The sequence below is a fragment of the Cytobacillus sp. NJ13 genome (assembly GCA_030348385.1).
In the GTDB taxonomy this organism is placed as follows: Bacteria; Bacillota; Bacilli; order Bacillales; family Cytobacillaceae; genus Cytobacillus.
On sequence record JAUCFP010000006.1, the window covers coordinates 3,731,603 to 3,751,165 of the forward strand.

The 19,563-nt window shown below is 44.9% G+C and carries 21 protein-coding genes; 19 read left to right on the plus strand and 2 right to left on the minus strand.

The genetic code is table 11. The features are described from left to right. The first annotated feature begins 26 nt into the window (after nt 1-26). The 6 genes from QUF73_18670 (at nt 27) to QUF73_18695 (ending at nt 6,403) form a co-directional block, all read left to right on the plus strand. The gene (locus QUF73_18670; protein MDM5228149.1) at nt 27-1,313 is read left to right on the plus strand and encodes a UDP-N-acetylglucosamine 1-carboxyvinyltransferase; all 1,287 of its coding nucleotides are present in this window, start codon (nt 27-29) and stop codon (nt 1,311-1,313) included. A 167-nt stretch (nt 1,314-1,480) separates the two neighbouring features. Next, complete coding sequence (glpX, locus tag QUF73_18675) at nt 1,481-2,443, plus strand: class II fructose-bisphosphatase (protein ID MDM5228150.1); 963 nt, start codon at nt 1,481-1,483, stop codon at nt 2,441-2,443. Nucleotides 2,444-2,793: 350 nt separating this feature from the next. After that, complete coding sequence (gene rho, locus QUF73_18680; GenBank protein ID MDM5228151.1) at nt 2,794-4,059, plus strand: transcription termination factor Rho; 1,266 nt, start codon at nt 2,794-2,796, stop codon at nt 4,057-4,059. A gap of 165 nt (nt 4,060-4,224) precedes the next feature. Further along, complete coding sequence (rpmE, locus tag QUF73_18685) at nt 4,225-4,437, plus strand: 50S ribosomal protein L31 (GenBank protein ID MDM5228152.1); 213 nt, start codon at nt 4,225-4,227, stop codon at nt 4,435-4,437. Nucleotides 4,438-4,642: 205 nt separating this feature from the next. Beyond that, nucleotides 4,643-5,263, plus strand: a complete 621-nt coding sequence (locus QUF73_18690; protein MDM5228153.1) for a thymidine kinase — start codon at nt 4,643-4,645, stop codon at nt 5,261-5,263. Between the two features lie 699 nt (nt 5,264-5,962). After that, nucleotides 5,963-6,403: a hypothetical protein gene (locus QUF73_18695; protein ID MDM5228154.1), complete on the plus strand. Its 441-nt coding sequence runs from the start codon at nt 5,963-5,965 to the stop codon at nt 6,401-6,403. A 30-nt stretch (nt 6,404-6,433) separates the two neighbouring features. On the opposite strand, the gene QUF73_18700 is transcribed toward QUF73_18695, so the two are convergent. Next, nucleotides 6,434-7,396, minus strand: a complete 963-nt coding sequence (locus QUF73_18700; protein ID MDM5228155.1) for a multidrug resistance efflux transporter family protein — start codon at nt 7,394-7,396, stop codon at nt 6,434-6,436. Between the two features lie 11 nt (nt 7,397-7,407). After that, nucleotides 7,408-8,061 carry a GntR family transcriptional regulator gene (locus QUF73_18705; GenBank protein MDM5228156.1) on the minus strand — a complete coding sequence of 218 codons (654 nt, stop codon included), beginning with the start codon at nt 8,059-8,061 and terminating at the stop codon, nt 7,408-7,410. Nucleotides 8,062-8,276: 215 nt separating this feature from the next. Between QUF73_18705 and prfA the strand changes: the two genes are divergently transcribed. From prfA to QUF73_18770, 13 genes are all read left to right on the plus strand, one after another. Then, entirely contained in the window at nt 8,277-9,350 is a 1,074-nt protein-coding gene (gene prfA, locus QUF73_18710; GenBank protein ID MDM5228157.1) for a peptide chain release factor 1, read from the plus strand. A 7-nt stretch (nt 9,351-9,357) separates the two neighbouring features. Further along, nucleotides 9,358-10,212: a peptide chain release factor N(5)-glutamine methyltransferase gene (gene prmC / locus QUF73_18715; protein MDM5228158.1), complete on the plus strand. Its 855-nt coding sequence runs from the start codon at nt 9,358-9,360 to the stop codon at nt 10,210-10,212. Nucleotides 10,213-10,347: 135 nt separating this feature from the next. Next, on the plus strand, nt 10,348-11,022 hold the full coding sequence (gene spoIIR, locus QUF73_18720) for a stage II sporulation protein R (protein MDM5228159.1): 675 nt from the start codon (nt 10,348-10,350) through the stop codon (nt 11,020-11,022). A gap of 229 nt (nt 11,023-11,251) precedes the next feature. After that, nucleotides 11,252-11,632 (plus strand): glucose starvation-inducible protein GsiB, encoded by a 381-nt coding sequence (gene gsiB / locus QUF73_18725; protein ID MDM5228160.1) that lies wholly within the window; start codon nt 11,252-11,254, stop codon nt 11,630-11,632. Nucleotides 11,633-11,816: 184 nt separating this feature from the next. Continuing rightward, the gene (locus tag QUF73_18730) at nt 11,817-12,263 is read left to right on the plus strand and encodes a hypothetical protein (GenBank protein MDM5228161.1); all 447 of its coding nucleotides are present in this window, start codon (nt 11,817-11,819) and stop codon (nt 12,261-12,263) included. Between the two features lie 177 nt (nt 12,264-12,440). Further along, nucleotides 12,441-13,484, plus strand: a complete 1,044-nt coding sequence (locus QUF73_18735) for an L-threonylcarbamoyladenylate synthase (protein MDM5228162.1) — start codon at nt 12,441-12,443, stop codon at nt 13,482-13,484. Nucleotides 13,485-13,597: 113 nt separating this feature from the next. After that, on the plus strand, nt 13,598-14,149 hold the full coding sequence (locus QUF73_18740) for a manganese efflux pump MntP family protein (protein MDM5228163.1): 552 nt from the start codon (nt 13,598-13,600) through the stop codon (nt 14,147-14,149). Between the two features lie 190 nt (nt 14,150-14,339). After that, complete coding sequence (locus tag QUF73_18745) at nt 14,340-14,780, plus strand: low molecular weight protein arginine phosphatase (protein ID MDM5228164.1); 441 nt, start codon at nt 14,340-14,342, stop codon at nt 14,778-14,780. A gap of 16 nt (nt 14,781-14,796) precedes the next feature. Then, nucleotides 14,797-16,092 (plus strand): HAMP domain-containing methyl-accepting chemotaxis protein, encoded by a 1,296-nt coding sequence (locus QUF73_18750; protein ID MDM5228165.1) that lies wholly within the window; start codon nt 14,797-14,799, stop codon nt 16,090-16,092. 114 nt (nt 16,093-16,206) lie between these two features. Next, nucleotides 16,207-16,647 carry a ribose 5-phosphate isomerase B gene (rpiB, locus tag QUF73_18755; GenBank protein MDM5228166.1) on the plus strand — a complete coding sequence of 147 codons (441 nt, stop codon included), beginning with the start codon at nt 16,207-16,209 and terminating at the stop codon, nt 16,645-16,647. Between the two features lie 13 nt (nt 16,648-16,660). Continuing rightward, nucleotides 16,661-17,236 carry a TIGR01440 family protein gene (locus QUF73_18760; GenBank protein MDM5228167.1) on the plus strand — a complete coding sequence of 192 codons (576 nt, stop codon included), beginning with the start codon at nt 16,661-16,663 and terminating at the stop codon, nt 17,234-17,236. Nucleotides 17,237-18,006: 770 nt separating this feature from the next. Further along, nucleotides 18,007-18,540 (plus strand): sigma-70 family RNA polymerase sigma factor, encoded by a 534-nt coding sequence (locus tag QUF73_18765; protein ID MDM5228168.1) that lies wholly within the window; start codon nt 18,007-18,009, stop codon nt 18,538-18,540. Continuing rightward, nucleotides 18,533-19,528 (plus strand): anti-sigma factor, encoded by a 996-nt coding sequence (locus tag QUF73_18770; protein MDM5228169.1) that lies wholly within the window; start codon nt 18,533-18,535, stop codon nt 19,526-19,528. Before QUF73_18765 ends, QUF73_18770 begins: the two co-directional genes overlap by 8 nt. Nucleotides 19,529-19,563: the final 35 nt, after the last annotated feature.

Genomic DNA, 19,563 nt, shown 5'->3' on the forward strand with positions numbered 1-19,563 from the left:
AACAACGGCTTAGAAGGGAGTTACAAATGGAAAAGCTAATGATTGCAGGCGGATATCCATTAAAAGGAACAGTCCGGATCAGCGGAGCGAAGAATAGTGCAGTAGCATTGATTCCAGCTACCATTTTAGCGGAATCGCCTGTGACAATTGAAGGTTTGCCGGATATTTCGGATGTACAAATTCTAAAAGATTTGCTTGAAGAAATAGGGGGCACTGTCGAATTCTCTGAAAATGATATGACAGTTGATCCCTCTTCCATGATTTCCATGCCTTTGCCGAACGGAAAAGTGAAAAAATTACGCGCTTCCTATTATTTAATGGGAGCGATGCTCGGCCGATTTAAAAAAGCAGTTATTGGACTTCCTGGCGGGTGCCATCTGGGGCCAAGGCCGATTGACCAGCATATTAAAGGTTTTGAAGCTCTTGGCGCGCGTGTGACCAATGAGCAGGGAGCCATTTACCTTCGTGCCGATGAGCTTCGCGGAGCCCGTATTTATCTCGATGTTGTCAGCGTTGGGGCAACCATCAATATTATGCTTGCCGCTGTCAGGGCAAAAGGCAGAACAATAATTGAAAATGCTGCAAAAGAGCCTGAGATCATTGATGTTGCTACACTTTTAACCAATATGGGTGCGAGAATCAAGGGTGCCGGCACAGATGTGATCCGCATCGATGGCGTAGACCAGCTTCATGGCTGCCAGCATACGATTATCCCAGACAGGATTGAAGCGGGAACCTATATGATTGTTGGTGCAGCGGCTGGAGAAGGTGTGCTGATTGACAATGTCATCCCCCATCACCTTGAGTCCCTAATAGCAAAGCTGCGCGAAATGGGCGTTCAGGTTGAAACGAACGACGATCAGGTATTTGTCGGGCCAGCTGAGAAAATGAAAGCAGTGGATATTAAAACGCTTGTATATCCTGGCTTCCCAACAGACCTTCAGCAGCCGCTGACTTCTCTGTTAACAGGTGCAGAAGGGACAAGCATGGTTACGGATACCATTTATAGTGCCCGCTTCAAGCATATTGATGAGCTGCGCAGAATGAATGCCAACATAAAAGTTGAAGGACGCTCGGCGATCATCAATGGGCCCATTCAGCTTCAGGGCGCTAAAGTTAAGGCGAGCGATTTGCGCGCAGGCGCAGCACTGGTAATTGCCGGCTTGATGGCTGAGGGAGTTACCGAAGTCACAGGCTTAGAGCATATCGACAGAGGCTATAGCCACCTTGTTGAAAAGCTGAATGGACTTGGTGCCACAATCTGGCGTGAAGAAATGAGCAAAGAAGAAATGGAACAAATGAAGAACGCTTAATAGAGACACATCTTGGAATATTGACAGCTGACTGATTTATACTTGAAAAAAGCTTAAGTAACATCAGCAGACAAATACAAATTAAGGCGGGCTATGCGGTGCCGGCGGTCAAGAGCCGGTCCGCATTCGCCATGCTGCCAGCCTTAGAATTCGGGGAGGAAGAATCGATGGAAAGAAGTTTATCAATGGAATTAGTTCGCGTAACGGAAGGTGCCGCTTTAGCATCAGCACGCTGGATGGGCCGCGGATTAAAAGATGAAGCGGATGATGCCGCTACTTCTGCAATGAGAGATGTATTCGATACTGTGCCAATGAAGGGAACAGTCGTTATCGGAGAAGGCGAAATGGATGAAGCACCGATGCTTTATATCGGGGAAAAGCTTGGAACTGGCTATGGTCCACGTGTCGATGTTGCCGTCGATCCGCTGGAAGGCACCAACATCGTAGCATCTGGCGGCTGGAATGCATTAGCTGTTCTAGCGGTTGCTGACCACGGAAACCTTCTGCATGCTCCGGATATGTACATGGACAAAATCGCAGTCGGTCCTGAAGCGGTTGGACAAATTGATATTAACGCTTCTGTTTTGGATAATTTGAAAGCGGTCGCAAGAGCAAAAAACAAAGATATCCAGGATGTCGTGGCTACAGTGCTTAACCGTGAGCGCCATGAGCACATCATCAGCCAGCTTCGCGAAGCTGGTGCCAGAATTAAGTTAATCAATGATGGGGACGTAGCTGGAGCCATTAATACAGCTTTTGATGAGACAGGTGTGGATATCCTGTTCGGATCAGGCGGAGCACCAGAAGGCGTGCTGGCAGCTGTTGCCCTTAAGTGCCTTGGCGGGGAAATTCAGGGGAAACTTCTTCCGCAAAATGACGCAGAGGCTGAGCGCTGCTTGAAGATGGGGCTTGATATTAATAAAATCCTTCTTATGGAAGACCTGGTAAAAGGCGATGACGCGATTTTTGCTGCAACAGGCGTAACAGACGGAGAGCTTCTGAAAGGCGTGCAGTTTAAAGGCTCATATGGTTCGACCCATTCGCTTGTTATGCGTGCCAAATCAGGTACGGTCCGCTTTGTAGAGGGACGCCATAGTCTAAAGAAAAAGCCAAATCTCGTTATTAAATAATTTTCATAAAAGATAGAAGAAAATGAGAGCTGGCCATATGCGCCAGCCTGCTCATTTTCATTTCCTTCCTGCCATATTTTCCATATCAAATTTAATTATTGATTAATTTTCATATTAAGGGGTAAAATAGAGATTGTTTTTTGTGGAAGAGGATACCCCCAAATTTCAACCGAAAAACGGACAACAAACCGTTCCGTTCCTCGAAACCTATAATTAAGAACATAATGATAGAATCTTCAACTATTTTCAGTACCTCAAAGTATCTTTCCCTTTCCTTTCATATACCGTTCAATATTTATACAGCTGCATATGGAGGAAATGATTGAAAATTTCAAAAGTGTGGTGTAAAAATGGGTTTAAACATTTCAAGTTTAGAAAATATGAAGCTGAAAGAGCTTTATGAACTTGCCCGTGAATATAAAGTATCTTATTACAGCAAGTTATCGAAAAAAGAATTGATTTTTGCCATCCTAAAAGCAAGAGCAGAGCAGGAAGGCTACTTTTTCATGGAAGGTGTCCTGGAGATCATTCAGTCAGAAGGATTCGGCTTCCTTCGTCCAATCAACTATTCACCAAGCTCTGAGGATATTTATATTTCTGCTTCCCAGATCCGCCGTTTCGACTTGAGAAACGGAGATAAGGTTTCAGGAAAAGTCCGTCCTCCAAAAGAAAATGAGCGTTATTTCGGCCTTCTGCAAGTTGAAGCCGTGAATGGCGATGATCCGGAATCAGCAAAAGAGCGCGTTCACTTCCCTGGTCTGACTCCTTTATATCCAAACCGTCACATGAAACTGGAAACAGGTACAAGACAGCTGTCTACAAGAATTATGGACCTGCTTGCACCGGTTGGATTCGGGCAGCGCGGTCTGATTGTCGCGCCTCCTAAAGCAGGTAAGACTATGCTTTTAAAAGAAATTGCCAACAGCATTACAACCAACCACCCGGAAGCGGAACTGATCGTGCTATTGATTGACGAGCGCCCGGAAGAGGTAACAGACATTGAGCGTTCAGTTGCAGGCGATGTGGTCAGCTCAACATTTGATGAAGTGCCTGAAAACCACATTAAAGTGGCTGAGCTCGTTCTTGAACGCGCTATGCGCCTCGTTGAGCACAAGCGTGATGTTGTAATTTTGATGGACAGCATTACAAGACTGGCAAGAGCGTATAACCTGGTTATTCCACCAAGCGGAAGAACACTTTCCGGCGGTATTGACCCGGCGGCATTCCACCGTCCGAAGCGTTTCTTCGGTGCAGCGCGTAACATTGAAGAGGGCGGAAGCTTAACGATTTTGGCAACTGCACTCGTTGACACGGGTTCACGCATGGATGACGTCATCTACGAAGAATTCAAGGGGACAGGCAATATGGAACTGCACCTTGACCGCTCCTTGGCTGAAAGAAGAATCTTTCCTGCCATCGACATCCGCCGCTCCGGAACGCGCAAAGAAGAACTTCTTATCCAAAAAGATCATCTGGACAAGCTATGGGCAATCCGCAAATCCATGTCCGATTCACCGGATTTTGCCGAAAAACTGCTTCGCAAGCTAAGACAGACAAAATCGAACGAAGAGTTTTTTGCTAATTTGGCTGAAGAAATGAAGGCTAAGCGCTCTTAATAAGATTCCATTTGGAAATTCCAGGATGCGGAATTCGCATATTGCAAAATATACATTGACTTGTTATAATGATGACAGTGTGTTTTTGAAGTTTACGGCAATTCATGATTGCCCGTAATATATAACTCTGTTTCGAATGATTCAGGGCGGAAGGAGATGAAAAGAATGAAATCAGGAATTCATCCTAACTATAAAAAAGCAATGGTGAAATGTGCTTGCGGTAACGAGTTCGAAACCGGTTCTGTTCAAGAAGAGATCCGCGTTGAAACTTGCTCTGAGTGCCACCCATTCTATACTGGACGTCAAAAATTCGCTGAAGCTGGCGGACGTGTTGACCGTTTCAATAAGAAATACGGCATTAAGTCAGAACAAAAATAATAAACAACAAAAACAGGCAAGTTAACTATCTTGCCTGTTTTTTATTGCGAAATAAGCCTTATTGGATATGAAGAACTGTTTTTAGGGGATCTTTTTTGCTTTAAAAAAGCGCGAGTACAATTAAAAATTACAGCTCGACCCTTTCTTCATAAAAAAATGAAAACAAGCCATTCTATTAGTTAGAACGAGGAAGGAGAGGCCGTTCATGTACGTTATGAATCATCACGGATGGGTGGAAGTCATTTGCGGCAGCATGTTCTCCGGCAAATCAGAAGAACTGATTCGCCGTGTGCGCAGAGCTCAGTTCGCCAAACAGCAAATTGCTGTATTTAAGCCGCAGATTGATAACCGATACAGTGATGAAGCTGTCGTTTCACATAATGGAACTTCGGTCATAGCTAGACCCATTTCCCAGTCTACCGATATTTTTAAATACATTACAGCTGACATTGATTTGATTGCGATTGATGAAGTGCAATTTTTTGATGATGAAATTGTAAAAGTCATTCAGCACCTGGCTGACAGCGGACATCGTGTTATCGCTGCCGGACTTGACCAGGACTTCCGCGGGGAGCCTTTTGGCCAAATGCCTGCCATCATGTCGATAGCAGAGTTGGTTACAAAGCTTCAAGCCGTCTGTGCCGTTTGCGGTTCACCTGCAAGCCGTACGCAGCGCCTGATCAATGGAAGGCCAGCTTCATATGATGACCCGGTTATTTTAGTCGGCGCATCTGAAGCATATGAACCGCGCTGCCGCCATCACCATGAAGTTCCCAAATCGCCAAATGTTCTAGACAAACATAAAACAACCGAGTTTTTATCATAATTTTATACTAAACGATCTCTCTGCCCTGGCGTGTTCCGGGCAGTTTTTTTAATTTGGGTCTTTATGGCGCAGAAAACGGAAGGCGAAATTAAAAATTTCACCATGAGCGGCTCATAAAAATCCCAAAAGGAAGCCGGGAAAAGGTCGCCATGACCGCTCCATGAAGCCGAAATCGGAAGGGAAGCCAGGAAAAGGTCGCCATAAATGATTCATGAAGCCCAAAAACGAAAGGGAAGCAAAGAAAGGGTCGCCATGAACGGTTTATGAAGCCGAAAAACGAAAGGGAAGCAGAGAAAAGGTCGCCATGAAGGGTTTATGAAGCCGAAAAACGGAAGGGAAGCAGAGAAAAGGTCGCCATGAAGGGTTTATGAAGCCGAAAAACGGAAGGGAAGCAGAGAAAAGGTCGCCATGAACGGTTTATGAAGCCGAAAAACGAAAGGGAAGCAGAGAAAAGGTCGCCATGAAGGGTTTATGAAGCCGAAAAACGGAAGGGAAGCAGAGAAAAGGTCGCCATGAAAGGTCCATGAAGCCGAAAAGTGGAAGGTGAGCAGAAAAATGGTCGTCATGAGCGACTCATGAAGCCGAAAAACGAAAGGGAAGCAGAGAAAAGGTCGCCATGAACGGTCACCCCAGCTCTGCCTTATATTGGACTGCACATTCCTCCTTATAGCGGACATGCTATAAAAAGGAGGTGCAGTAATGAAAAAACTTAGTGTTTTCCTTTTGATGCTCGCATTTATGGCTGGCTGTGCCAACAATCAGGCAACTGAGAGTGAGTATGACCATGAGACCCAGGATGGAGTTTCATTTATAAATAATGATCTGGACCGCACCGAGGACAATGATACATTGGACCGGACGATGAGCGGTGAGCAGAACCCGAACTTTATCAATTTTGACGGCAAACGCCTGGATAATCAGGATGATATCGACCAGGCCCGCAGCGTGATTGCAGCTCACGAGGGGTATCGCCCAGGAGCTGTTTGGGTAAATGGAGAGGATATGTGGGTGACTGCATACAGAAAAGGCAATATGACCCACCAGGAAAAGATTGATTCACAGGCTCAATTGCATAAAGATCTCATTAAAGCTCTTCCGACTTATCACATTGAAGTAAAGGTTCAGGAAGACCGCACGTAAAAAGTGCCCTGCTTATCCAGGGCATTTTTTTTACGCAGCCTTTCTTTTTAAAATGACTTTGTTCGAGGTTACATAACTGTGCAGCACCATGCCAGCGATCACAAGTGCCATGCCTGTAAAAGAGATTCCAGACGGCAGGGGACTTGCCAGCAGCAGCACTTCGCCGAGAACAGCAAAAAGGACCTCGAGGGACTGTGTTGCTTCCACCGCCCCTAATTTGTGCATATTGCCGCGGACAAGGTCAGTGGCTGCAAAGAAAAGCACCGTGGCAAAGACGCCGGAAAAAAGGGCGACTAAACCGGACTGAGTAACCTGGCCAAAGCTGGGAGCACCGTTTGTAGCCAGGGCAGCTGCAGAAAGAATAATCCATAGCGGAAGACTGGCAATTGTCATCCCGAGCACACGCTGGTAGGCATCCAGCCGATTTTCACACACATCCATCATTTTGCGGTTGCCTAATGGATAGGCAAAGGATGCGATAACCAAAGGAATGATCACTAGCATGGTATCCCGGAATGAAATGGAGGAGGCATGCTCGACTTGCATCACAGCAACTCCAAGAAGAATGATCAGGCTCATCATCAGACCTCGAAATGGTACTTTTCCTCTAACCTTAACAGTTCCCTTTCCAGTTTGATATGCAACAAAAAACAGGGGTGCAAGCAGGGAGCCGGAGATAATCGTAATCTGCCAGGTTCCGGCAATCAGCCAGCCGGGACCGTAGGCTGCTGCAAAACATAACGGGGCATAGAATAAGCCAAAGCCGACAAAGCTCCATAACAGCCATTGCCCGGGGGCTTTTTTCATTTCAGTAAATAATGGCCGCAAATTCCCTCTGAATGCTACAATGGCACCCAAAAGAGGAATCATGAAAAAATAGCGGAGCGATGCGCTCCATAGCCAGCTTCCGCCTTCCATTTCCATTGCCCGGTTTAATACAAATGTGAAAGCAAAAAAGAAGGCGGAGCAAACACCTAAAAGAATAGCCTTCATGCCAGTTCACCTCATTTCCCTGTTAATATCCCGCCAAGACTCAGCCAGTTTTCCTCCACCAGCCTGGATGCTAGCTGCTCCTTGCCCTTCCTGCTGGCTTCCATGATTTTCTTGTGCTGCTCAACAGATTTCAGCCCATTCAAAGATCCGAATTGAGCAATTTCCAGACGCTGAATTTTGGGCATAATCCTTTTTAATGCTGAGATAATTTCGGGATTATCTGCAGCAGAAAGAAAAACCTCGTGGAAGGCTTCATCTGCTTTTACTGCACTAAGAATATCCTGTTTTTTCATGGCAGCCGCAAGCTTTTTATTGGCTGCCTCAAGCCTTGCAAAATCACTTGGCATTAAGCGGGGAACGCCAAGTCTGGCACCTAAAGCATGCAGGGAAGCTGCCACCGGAAAGGCGTGGCTTGCACCATCTTCATTTAGAGGAGTGACGCGAGTAGAGGAGCCGGGCGCTGATACAACGAGCCCTTCATCCTCAAGCCTCTTTAAGGCTTCCCGGACAGGAGTGCGGCTGATCCCAAAGTCTTCTGCAAGCTCCTTGTCATGAAGGCGCGAACCAGGTTCAAATTCAAGCTCGATAATATTCTTCTTAAGTGTTTCGTATACTTCATCTCTAAGTGACAAACGTTTAATTGGTGTGATATTTTTATTTTTCATAAAACCAATATATCGGATATCACAAAAACCCGCAATGATTTTTCAGAAAATTTATTAACAGTGAGTAATGCCCCCTTATTCCGAATGGTTTTGACTGCAACAATCACCTATACTATAATTAGAATGTTATGGAGTTGCGGCTTTAAAAAAATGAAACTATACCCCGCTGGGACAATATCCGGCGGTTATTGGATAAAAAATTGAGGTGAATGGCTGTGTTTGATCGTCTTCAATCTGTCGAGGACCGTTATGAAAGATTAAATGAGCTTTTGAGCGATCCGGAAATTGTCAATGATCCGAAAAAGCTTCGCGAATATTCAAAAGAACAGTCTGGTATTCAGGAAACTGTTGACACATACCGCGAATATAAAGAAGTAAAAGAGCAGTATCAGGATGCGCGTGCCATGCTTGAAGAGAAGCTTGATGCCGAAATGCGCGAAATGGTAAAAGAAGAATTGGCTGAGCTTGAGGAAAGAAAAGAGGAACTGGAAGCACGTCTGAAAATTCTCCTCATTCCTAAAGACCCTAATGATGATAAAAACGTTATTATGGAAATCCGCGGTGCAGCAGGCGGTGATGAAGCTGCCTTATTTGCAGGTGACTTATACCGCATGTACAGCCGCTATGCCGAGACGCAGGGCTGGAAAATCGATGTCATTGAGGCAAGCTCTACGGGCGTTGGCGGCTATAAGGAAATCATCTTTATGATCAACGGAAATGGCGCTTATTCCAAGCTTAAGTTTGAAAATGGCGCACACCGTGTTCAGCGTGTGCCTGAAACCGAATCCGGCGGGCGCATCCACACTTCAACTGCAACAGTAGCGGTTCTTCCTGAAGCAGAAGAAGTGGAAATTGCAATTCATGAAAAAGATATCCGTGTGGATACTTTTGCTTCAAGCGGACCGGGCGGACAGAGTGTTAACACGACGATGTCAGCTGTTCGTCTGACTCACTTGCCGACAGGTACGGTTGTATCCTGCCAGGATGAAAAATCACAGATCAAAAATAAAGAAAAAGCGATGAAGGTTCTTCGTGCCCGTGTTTATGATAAATTCCAGCAGGAAGCACAGGCGGAATATGACCAGCAGCGTAAATCAGCAGTTGGTACAGGAGACCGCTCTGAGCGCATCCGGACGTACAACTTCCCGCAAAACCGTGTAACGGATCACCGCATCGGTCTGACGATCCAAAAGCTTGATCAGATCCTTCAAGGCAAGCTTGATGAGGTTATTGATGCGCTGATCGTTGAAGAGCAATCTGCGAAGCTGGACAGTGCATCCAATGAGTAATCCAACTATGAAAGTATATGAAGCCCTCAACTGGGCTTCTTCTTTTTTAAAAGAGTCAAACCGCGATGAGAATGCCGGTGAGCTGTTATTGCAGCATTTTATGAAGATGGGCAGGGCAAGCTTTTTGGCTAATTTACGCGAAGATTTGAATTCGGAGGTCCTGGATGAATTCCAGAAGGCAGTGCAGGCACACGCAGCGGGCCAGCCTGTTCAGTATATCATCGGCTTTGAAGAATTCTACGGGCGCACCTTCCAGGTAAATGAAGATGTCCTTATTCCAAGGCCAGAAACGGAAGAACTGGTTTATAACGCCCTGCAGAAGATAAACAAGCTGTTCGGCTCTGTGAACGGACTTGAAATGGCAGACATCGGTACAGGCAGCGGAGCGATTGCCATTACGATGAAGCTTGAAAAACCGGGATTAAATGTCACGGCCACAGATATCTACGGACCGACCCTTGAGCTGGCTGAGAAAAATGCAGAACAGAATGGCGCGGAAATTGATTTTTTTCAGGGAGACCTTCTCCAGCCCCTTATTTCAAAAGGGAAGAAATTTGATATCATTCTATCCAATCCTCCATATATACCGGAAAGGGATATCGAGTGGATGTCGGATATAGTCACTGAGCACGAACCGCACCGTGCCCTCTTTGCAGGGGAAGATGGGCTGGATCTGTACAAGCGCTTTATGGAAGAACTTCCAGCTGCCATCAAAGACCGTGCCCTTATCGGCTTCGAGGTAGGTGCCGGTCAAAGTGAAGCAGTTTCATTACTCCTGAAGCAGGCTTTCCCGCAGGCAAATGTAGAAACAGTCTATGACATTAACGGCAAAGACCGGATGGTTTTTGCGGAAATAGAGTAACACAGCCGCCGGAATGGCGGTTTTTTATTAGTGAGAGGCACTGCATCTGAATACTAGAAAAAATTTAATTTTAATAGTTTAAGATTCTGGCATCCTGTCCACACTGTGGATAGTGAAGGGATGGTGCCGGAAATGATGAATACCAAAACGATTGTGAAATTATATGTACTGATTTTATCCTTAGGAACGATTTTAAGTTTATATATACCGCAAACAGAAGTCACAGCTGATGAGCCAATGGTAATACCGAGCGAGGCAATCAGGTTGCGCATTCTGGCCAACAGCGATAATGAAGAAGACCAGGCGATTAAAAGGAAAGTAAGGGACGCAGTAAATGCAGAAATCACTGAGTGGGTGGCAGAGTTAACTTCAATAGAAGATGCCTGTGAACTGATCCAGTCAAGATTGCCTGAGATTCAAAAGATTGCCGAAGAAGTAGTAGCTGATGAAGGATCTGACCAGAAAGTAAATGCCGACTTTGGAAAAGTCAGCTTCCCGACGAAATTATACGGACAGTTTTTATACCCTGCAGGCGAATACGAAGCGATCTTAATTACTCTTGGCGAAGGAAAAGGAGCCAACTGGTGGTGTGTGCTTTTCCCTCCTCTTTGCTTCCTTGATTTCTCAAACGGTGTGGCTGTAAGCGAAGGCTTTGAAGAAGGAGAAAAGAAAGGAGAAGTAAAAGCAGAAGAAATCGCTGCTGACACTGATTCCAAAAAAGAAACCCCTCCCGTTTATACAGAGGAAGATGAAGAACCTGTAGAAGTAAAATTCTTTTTAGTTGAAATATGGGAGAAAATCTTCGGTTAGGCCTTGCTGCAGAGCAGGGTTTTTTCTTTTAAGCTGGAACTGAGTTTACTAAACGGGCAAATTCATAAGCAGAACGGTAAAGCCTTTTTAAAATCACTTTAAAAACTGGAAATCAAATTACATTTAAGACAAGCATATAACATCTTCTTTTCATGTGTTTGATTCTACTAAAAACGGATATTTAAAGTAGTGTAACAACAAAACATAAACAAAAAGGAGATGAAAGATAATGGCTAAAAACAACAATAATAACAACGATAAAATGTCTCGTGAGGAAAGAGGACGCATGGGCGGAGAAGCGACAAGCCGCAACCATGATAAGGACTTCTATCAGGAAATTGGACAAAAGGGCGGAGAAGCAACCAGCCAGAACCATGACAAGGACTTCTATCAGGAAATAGGCCAAAAAGGCGGAGAAGCGACAGCGAAAAATCATGATAGTGAATTCTATCAGGAGATTGGCCAAAAAGGCGGAGAAGCAACAGCTGAAAATCATGACAAGGACTTCTATCAGGAAATTGGACGCAAAGGCGGAGAAGCAACTAGTGAAAATCATGACCGCGATTTCTATGAAGAAATCGGCAGAAAAGGCGGCAACTCGAACGACTAAACCTGCCGCTGAAAAATTGCATATGATAGTAATATAAACACGGCAGCGGAATTCAGACAGCTGCCGTGTTTTATTCTACATTAGTCTTTTTTTCTCTTGCATCCTGAAATATTTTTCAAATCTAGTTCTACTTTTTCTATTTTTTCATATTCATAGAGTGACAATAAGAAAATGGGGTGAAGAAATGGAAACAGGTGTAGTGAGATGTGCTGATGCTTCAGATGTGGAGAATCTGGCATCTTTTCTGGAATCGGCAAACTTAAGTACGGATGGGATCAGGGAAGCAATCGAATATTTTTTAATTATGGAGAATGATTCTGGGGATATTAAGGCTACCCTGGGAATTGAACCCCATGGAAAGATTGGTCTTTTAAGGTCCCTTGTAATGACATCCACAGCATCTGAAAAAGATCTATTTATTTTGTTTGAGCAAATATTAATGCTGGCAAGGGATCGGGGCATGGAGTCCTTGTATCTCGCATCGAATAAAAGAAACTCGCTGGCATTTTTCAGCCTGCTTGGCTTTAAACAGGAAGAAATAGCGCGATTGCCGGAAGTCTTATTCGAGTCGGAGCATGTTAAACACATCCTGACTGTGGATAACTCTTTCTTTTTGAAATTATCCATGTGAATTGTGGGTATCTTGCAAAAGTTATACACAAATCCCTCTTATTTATACACAATTTGTGGATAAGACTTGAGTTATCCAGCTTCTTCTACTATACTTTCCAAAGGAATGTACAAAAAAAATGTCGAAAACATAGGAATTTTGACAGCAATAAAACATTTTTTGTGAAGGTGGATAACAATGATTACAAAAAGATGGTCGGTGGATAACAGTGTGGATAAAGAAGATAGTTATTCACAGTTTTCACAGGCTGCCGATCTGTTAAAAAATAATGAAGTGGTCGCTTTTCCAACAGAAACCGTATATGGATTAGGCGGGAATGCGGAAAATGATGAAGCGGTCAGAAAAATATTTGAGGCAAAAGGACGTCCGAGTGATAATCCCCTGATTATTCACATTGCTGACAAAGCCCAGCTGGACGCTTTTGTAACCGAAATTCCGCAAAATGCGCAGGCGCTCATGGATCGATTTTGGCCCGGACCGCTTACGCTCATTTTTAATCTTAAGGAAGGTGTTCTTTCCCATTATGCAACGGCAGGTTTATCCACAGTTGCTGTGCGAATGCCTGATCATTCAGTAGCCCTGGCGCTGCTGGAGAAAACAGGATTGCCGATTGCCGCTCCAAGTGCCAACCGTTCCGGAAGGCCCAGTCCGACAACGGCTGACCATGTTTGGGAAGACCTGAATGGAAGAATAGCTGGATTAGTGGACGGGGGTCCGACAGGTGTTGGTGTGGAATCAACCGTAGTGGATTGTACAGGTGAAGTGCCGGTCATCTTAAGGCCAGGCGGCATTACCAGAGAACAGCTGGAAGAGGTTGTAGGCGAGGTCAGTGTGGATCCTGCATTAGCGGATGAAAGCCAGGCGCCAAAATCTCCCGGCATGAAATACCGGCACTATGCACCGGATGCTCCTCTTTATTTAGTAGAAGGAACAAGAGAAGACATCCAGCATTTTGTTGAGGATAAAAAGCAGGAAGGCCTTTCGGTGGGAGTTCTGACGACATTAGAAAACCTGGAATTTTATCGTGCTGATTTTATCTATGCCTGCGGGCAGCGGGAAAAGCTTGAGACCGTGGCCAGCTCCCTCTATGAAGCATTAAGATACTTTAACACAACAGATGCTGATATTATTTTCTGTGAGATGTTCCCGGGTGAAGGTGTGGGGCACGCAATCATGAACCGCCTGATGAAGGCAGCAGGACATAGGGTCATTAGCAGATAGATAAAGAAACCGTTTCCTCATGAGGCGGTTTTTTGTTTTGGATAAAGGCAATGGCATTCTAAAACCGCATGGACGTGCATATGCTGAATTAGCAAGTCCAAGGAGGCGGAAAAATGTCTGCAATGATCGGGGAAATTTTAACACTGGCTCTAATGGCATTCGCATTGGGGATGGATGCCTTTTCGGTAGGTCTTGGCATGGGGATGTACAAACTCCGCCTCAGACAAATAGCTAAAATCGGCATCACCATTGGCCTTTTCCATGTATGGATGCCTTTATTGGGAATGATAGCAGGCCGATTTCTTTCAAATACATTCGGAGCCATTGCCGGTTATGCAGGCGGGGGATTGCTCCTTTTATTAGGTGTGCAGATGACTTGGTCAAGCTTCAGGGATGATGAAGACAGTTTAATTACGCCAGTGGGCTTAGGGCTGCTGATCTTTGCCTTGAGCGTGAGCCTTGATAGTTTTTCAGTAGGCCTCAGCCTCGGAATCTACGGTGCCAAAACATTGCTTGTACTCGTGTTCTTTGGAGCCGGGGCGACCATCCTCACATGGGCCGGCCTGCTCACCGGCAGAAAAGTCCAAAGCTGGATCGGCTCCTACAGCGAGGCTCTCGGCGGTGCCATCCTCCTTGCTTTCGGGGTAAAACTCTTATTTTTATAGACGTTAGCCTGTGTTTATATGTTAATATTTTGTGAAAAATGGAAAGGGTGCGGGTCGCCCTTTTTCTTTTTTTGCTAGGGAGCTATAGGTGTTATAGGAAATTTGTCTTATAATGTAAGTAAAGTGCAAACCGTAAAATTTGAATAAAGTTTTATGGATATAGACCGATATATAAGGAGGGAGTATCTCTGTGACAAAAGTATTATTTGTATGTACAGGAAATACTTGCAGAAGCCCGATGGCAGAAGCCATTTTAAAAAGCAAATCGCTCCCGGGTGTAAAAGTGAAATCGGCTGGAGTATTTGCGGCAGACGGCAGCGACGCGTCACCTCATACAAAAAGTGTGCTGGAGGAGCATGGGATTCCGCTGCAGCATCAGTCTTCCAGCATGAGTGAAGATTTAATTGACTGGGCGACCTATATTTTAACAATGACAGCCGGCCACAAAAATACCGTTCTGTCCATGTTTCCTGACGCAGGGGGCAAAACCTTCACATTAAAAGAGTTTGCCGGAGCCGCGGGAGATATTATCGATCCATATGGGGGGCCGGTTGAGATATATAGAAATACATTTAAAGATCTGACAGAAGCGATTGAACAAATTTTGGATCGCGTAAAGAGACCGGATTAATCAGGGGGGCAACATAATGGGGGAGAAAAAGGGCTATAAGTTTGGCCTTAGGAAAAAGCTCGTATTATTTATCACATCGCTGGCGATCATTACATACACAACAAGTGCTGTATTTCTTTACTTTTTATATCCTGGCATTGAAGAGATGCTTCCATTTGGAGAGGGTGTTTTTACTATTTTAACCTTAGGAATGGGTATTTTTTGGTCAGGTGTTCTTGCCTTTTTTGCTGCAGGTTTCATTATCAAACCTTTACAGAAACTTGAAAAAACGGCACTCATGGCTGCCAATGGCGATATCGGCCAGGACGCAGAGCTTTCCAATTCGGATGATGAAATCCGTTCATTGGGCATTGCATTTAACCATATGCTTTTCAATTTAAGGGATATGGTCCATAAAATTGACGAGAACTTTAGAGAAACGAATGAAAAAGTTATTGCGATGTCTTCCGAGTCTTCGGCAGCTGCAGAGCAGGCAGATGCGATTGCCAGAACCATCAGCGAGATTTCCCAGGGAGCAGATAGTTCTGCGGTTTCCATTCAATCAACAGCTGAATCAATGGAAGATGTCCTGCGAATTGCTCAGGAAGTCCAGAATACAGCAAAAGCATCACAAAATGTTTCCGGCGAAATGGTTCAGGATCTGATGGAATCAAAGAAAGTGATCCATTCACTTATTTCAGGTATAGAAAAACTGGCCCACGATAATGAGGAATCACTGCAGACAGTGAAGCGTCTTGAGCAAAATGCCGTGAAAGTGGAGCAGATTATTCAGCTTGTCGGTGACATTGCAGCGCAGACTAACCTTCTTGCTTTAAATGCTTCCATTGAAGCAGCGCGTGCGGGGGACCATGGCAAAGGATTTGCCGTAGTCGCTGAAGAAGTCCGTAAACTTGCAGATGAAAGTGCGCAGGCAGTCCAGGGCATCTCAGAATTGATAAAAAACATTCAGGAAGAGGTCCGCAATGTTGTCATGCAAATCTCTTACCAAGTGGAGACTGCTAATAGTGAAGTGAAAAAAGGAACGAAAACAAACGAAGTGATTGAGGAAATGGCGAAAGTTGTCAATGAAATGGCTGCATCCGTGTCTGCCATTTCAGGCCTGGTTGATAACCAGATGGAGGGAATACAGCTTACATCCACACAATCCCAGGAAGTTGCGGCAATTGCTGAAGAAACGTCAGCAGGCGCACAGGAGGTTTCTGCAGCCACTCAGCACCAGACCGCTGTGATTGGCAATGTCGAAAAACTGGCCATCGAGCTTAAAGAACAGGCAGAAAAATTAAATAGCACAATTACTAAATTTAAACTATAAACGTTTTTAAGGGAGCCCAAAATGCAGCTCCCTTTCTTTATATTTTCAAGGTTTTGTGTCAAAATAAGAGCATAATGTCAAAAATAAGCGGGCTTCAAACAGGAGGGTTTCATAATGAAAATTGCAATTGCATCAGACCATGGCGGACTTAATCTCCGCGAAGAAATTAAAAGCCTAATGGATGAAATGGGCATTGAATATGAAGATTTCGGCTGTGAATGCGAAACTTCAGTAGATTATCCGGATTATGCATTGCCTGTTGCTGAAAAGGTAGCGGGCGGCGAATTCGACAAAGGCATTCTGATCTGCGGGACTGGGATTGGCATGAGCATCTCTGCCAACAAAGTGAAGGGAATCCGCTGTGCGCTTGTGCATGATGTATTCAGTGCAAAAGCAACCCGTGAACATAATGACAGCAACATCCTCGCTATGGGTGAACGAGTGATTGGCCCTGGCTTGGCTCGTGAGATTGCAAAAGTATGGCTTTCAACGGATTTTGAAGGCGGCCGACATGAAAACCGTGTAGGAAAGATTACTGCTTACGAAACGAAGTGAATCTTCCGAAAGGGTGAGCATTTTGATTGAACAATGGAAAATAGAACTGGATACAATCATTCGTGAATTTAGCGAACAAGTTCCTTTAAGTGAAAAGCATATTCTTGTAGTGGGCTGCAGCACCAGTGAAGTAGCCGGGAAAAGAATAGGCACAGCTGGAACAGAACAAGTGGCTGAAATGATATTTGAGCGTCTGGACAAGCTTCGCCAGGATACCGGGGCAGCTCTGGCCTTTCAATGCTGTGAGCATTTGAACAGGGCACTCGTACTAGAGAGGTCTGTTGCCGAGGCAAAAAATCTGGATGAAGTGGCCGTCATACCTCACCGCACGGCCGGCGGCGCGATGGCAGCATATGCCTATGAACACTTCAAAGACCCCGTCATGGTGGAGTTTATCAAGGCAGATGCCGGCATCGATATCGGCGACACACTGATCGGCATGCATCTGAAGCATGTAGCCGTTCCGATCAGGACCTCACAAAAATCAGTCGGCGAGGCCCACGTCACCATGGCCAAAACCAGGCCGAAACTGATCGGCGGGGAACGGGCAATCTATGAACGAAACTCTGATAATGCATCGTGCAGGTAATAAAAGTTCAAGTAAAGCGGATCAGTTTTGCAGAAAAAACTTTGATAATAATCTGTCCATTAGCTGTCCCAATTGCCTAGCAATTGGGGCTTTATTCATTCCTATTAAATACTCAATTTCTTGTTCAGTTTCGCCACATCAGCCACCTATTCGGAGAGCAAAAGGAGATTTCTTGTACCGCGGGTCTGAACCGGAAGATCGGAAATCCAAGAGAATCAGTCCGAATCTAGAGCTGATTCGGACAGGAAAAGCTGAAAACAAGGGAACGAGTCCGAAGTTGAGGCACATTCGGACAGGATCAGCGGAAAACCAAGGGAACGAGTCCGAAGTTAAGGCACATTCGGACAGGATCAGCGGAAAACTAAGGGAACGAGTCCGAAGTTAAGGCACATTCGGACAGGATCAGCTGAAAGCCAAGGGAACGAGTCCGAAGTTGAGGCACATTCGGACAGGATCAGCTGAAAACCAAGGGAATGAGTCCGAAGTTGAAGTGCATTCGGACAGGAAAAGTGAAAATCAGAGGGAACGAGTCCAAAGTTGAAGTACATTCGGACAGGGAAAGCGGAAATCAGAGGGAACGAGTCCGAAGTTAAAGCACAATCGGACAGGAAAAGCGGAAATCACAGGGAACGAGTATATTGACAGGCGCCTACCCCATTTTAACTAAAATTGGTATAGGTGCCTGTCACTTTTTTTATGGAACGTGTAACATTCAGGAAGGAAGAACGTGTATATAGTGCAGCTTTTAAAAGTGAAGGGGGGAGAGACCGTTGAAGGAAAGCCGGCGGGATAGGCTGGATGATTTATACCGGCATTATGCCAGACCGCTTTATTACTATTTATATAAGATGTCAGGCTCCAAAGAAACAGCGGAAGATTTAACTCAGGAAACGTTCATTAAGGCAACGGTTTCTCTCTCTTTCTATAAGCAGGAAGATGTAAGGGCATGGCTATTCAAAGTAGCCAGAAACGCCTATTTGGATGAATGGCGGAAACGGCAGAGGAGATCTAAGATTCCCTTTGCCGGCTATTTATTTTCCAGAGATGAAATGACAAGTCCCTATGGGCTGCCGGAGGATGAAGCATTAAATAAAGAATCGAAGAATAAAGTGGCAGATCTTATGAGCTTCCTGCCGGAACAGTACCGATCCATTTTATATTTAAGAGAATTTGAGTCTTTTAGCTATAGTGAGATCCAGGAGGCACTGGATCTATCAGAAAATCAAGTCAAGGTGACACTGCATCGGGCCCGGAAAAAGCTTGCACAGCTCGCCGATGAACAATGGAGGGAAAAACATGACTGACTGGAACAAAGACCGCGAAAAGAAAATCATGGCCAGATACCGATTTTCCTTAACTTTCAGAGTAATGAGGGTCATCGCTGCCTGTCTGCTTTTGTTCTGGGTTTATATGATGGCCGTGAATATATTATCCGATGCCGCCAATAGTGAAAAGAAGCATGTATTTTACAGCAAGGTAGCTCTTGATTGGAAGCATCCGAATCTATTTGAGGATTTTGGCGGTTTTGTTAATAAAGAACTAACTCCATTTCTGACACAAAAAATATCCTACCCGATTTCCCGCCAGATTGGCCGTGAATCACAAACAATCGGGGAGGTTCACATTGAGAAAAAACTGCTGAATTCTTATTCAACCTTAAAAATCCAGAAATATGAGCCGCAAAACGAAAATATTTTCCGTTTCTCCCTGCCTGAAAATCCGAAAAGCGGAAAAAAGCTATCGGCTAATGAAAAATCAGGGGTGTGGACTTCACTTGAAAAAATACACGAGGGGACCGTGGCGGAAATGGCATTTTCCACACAGTCATTTATGACGCCGGAGGAGCTTCTGAACCTGTTAAAGCCCTATGACCTGGAAGTCCTGTGGATGCCGCTCTATACAGGGGAACTGAAGGAATTTCAGACGGGGTATGGCAGTGGAGGCACCTCAATTGAATTAACATCCATTTACGGTCTGACTGGGGGAAGGGAAGCAGGAGAAGATTATATGTCAGAATCGAAATTGGCCCTTAATGAGGAATTTATGGATGAAAATAAAAAGATGATGCTGAAACAGATGGAAAATCTGTTAAAAAATGAGTCTCAAGGCTATTATGAAAACTTTTTAGGGCTGGATCATCTGAAAGAACGTCATCAATATCTGCAAAAAAATGGCTTCACTGTCTATGGAGCAGTCGTTACCGGCCCGGTAAAAGAACTATTAAAGCTAAAAGAAGAAAAGCAAATACGTGCTCCATACCTTGGCGAAGTGAATTATTGGAACTGGGAATAAAAGGATGGTGACAGGCGCCTATGCCGCTCCATCAA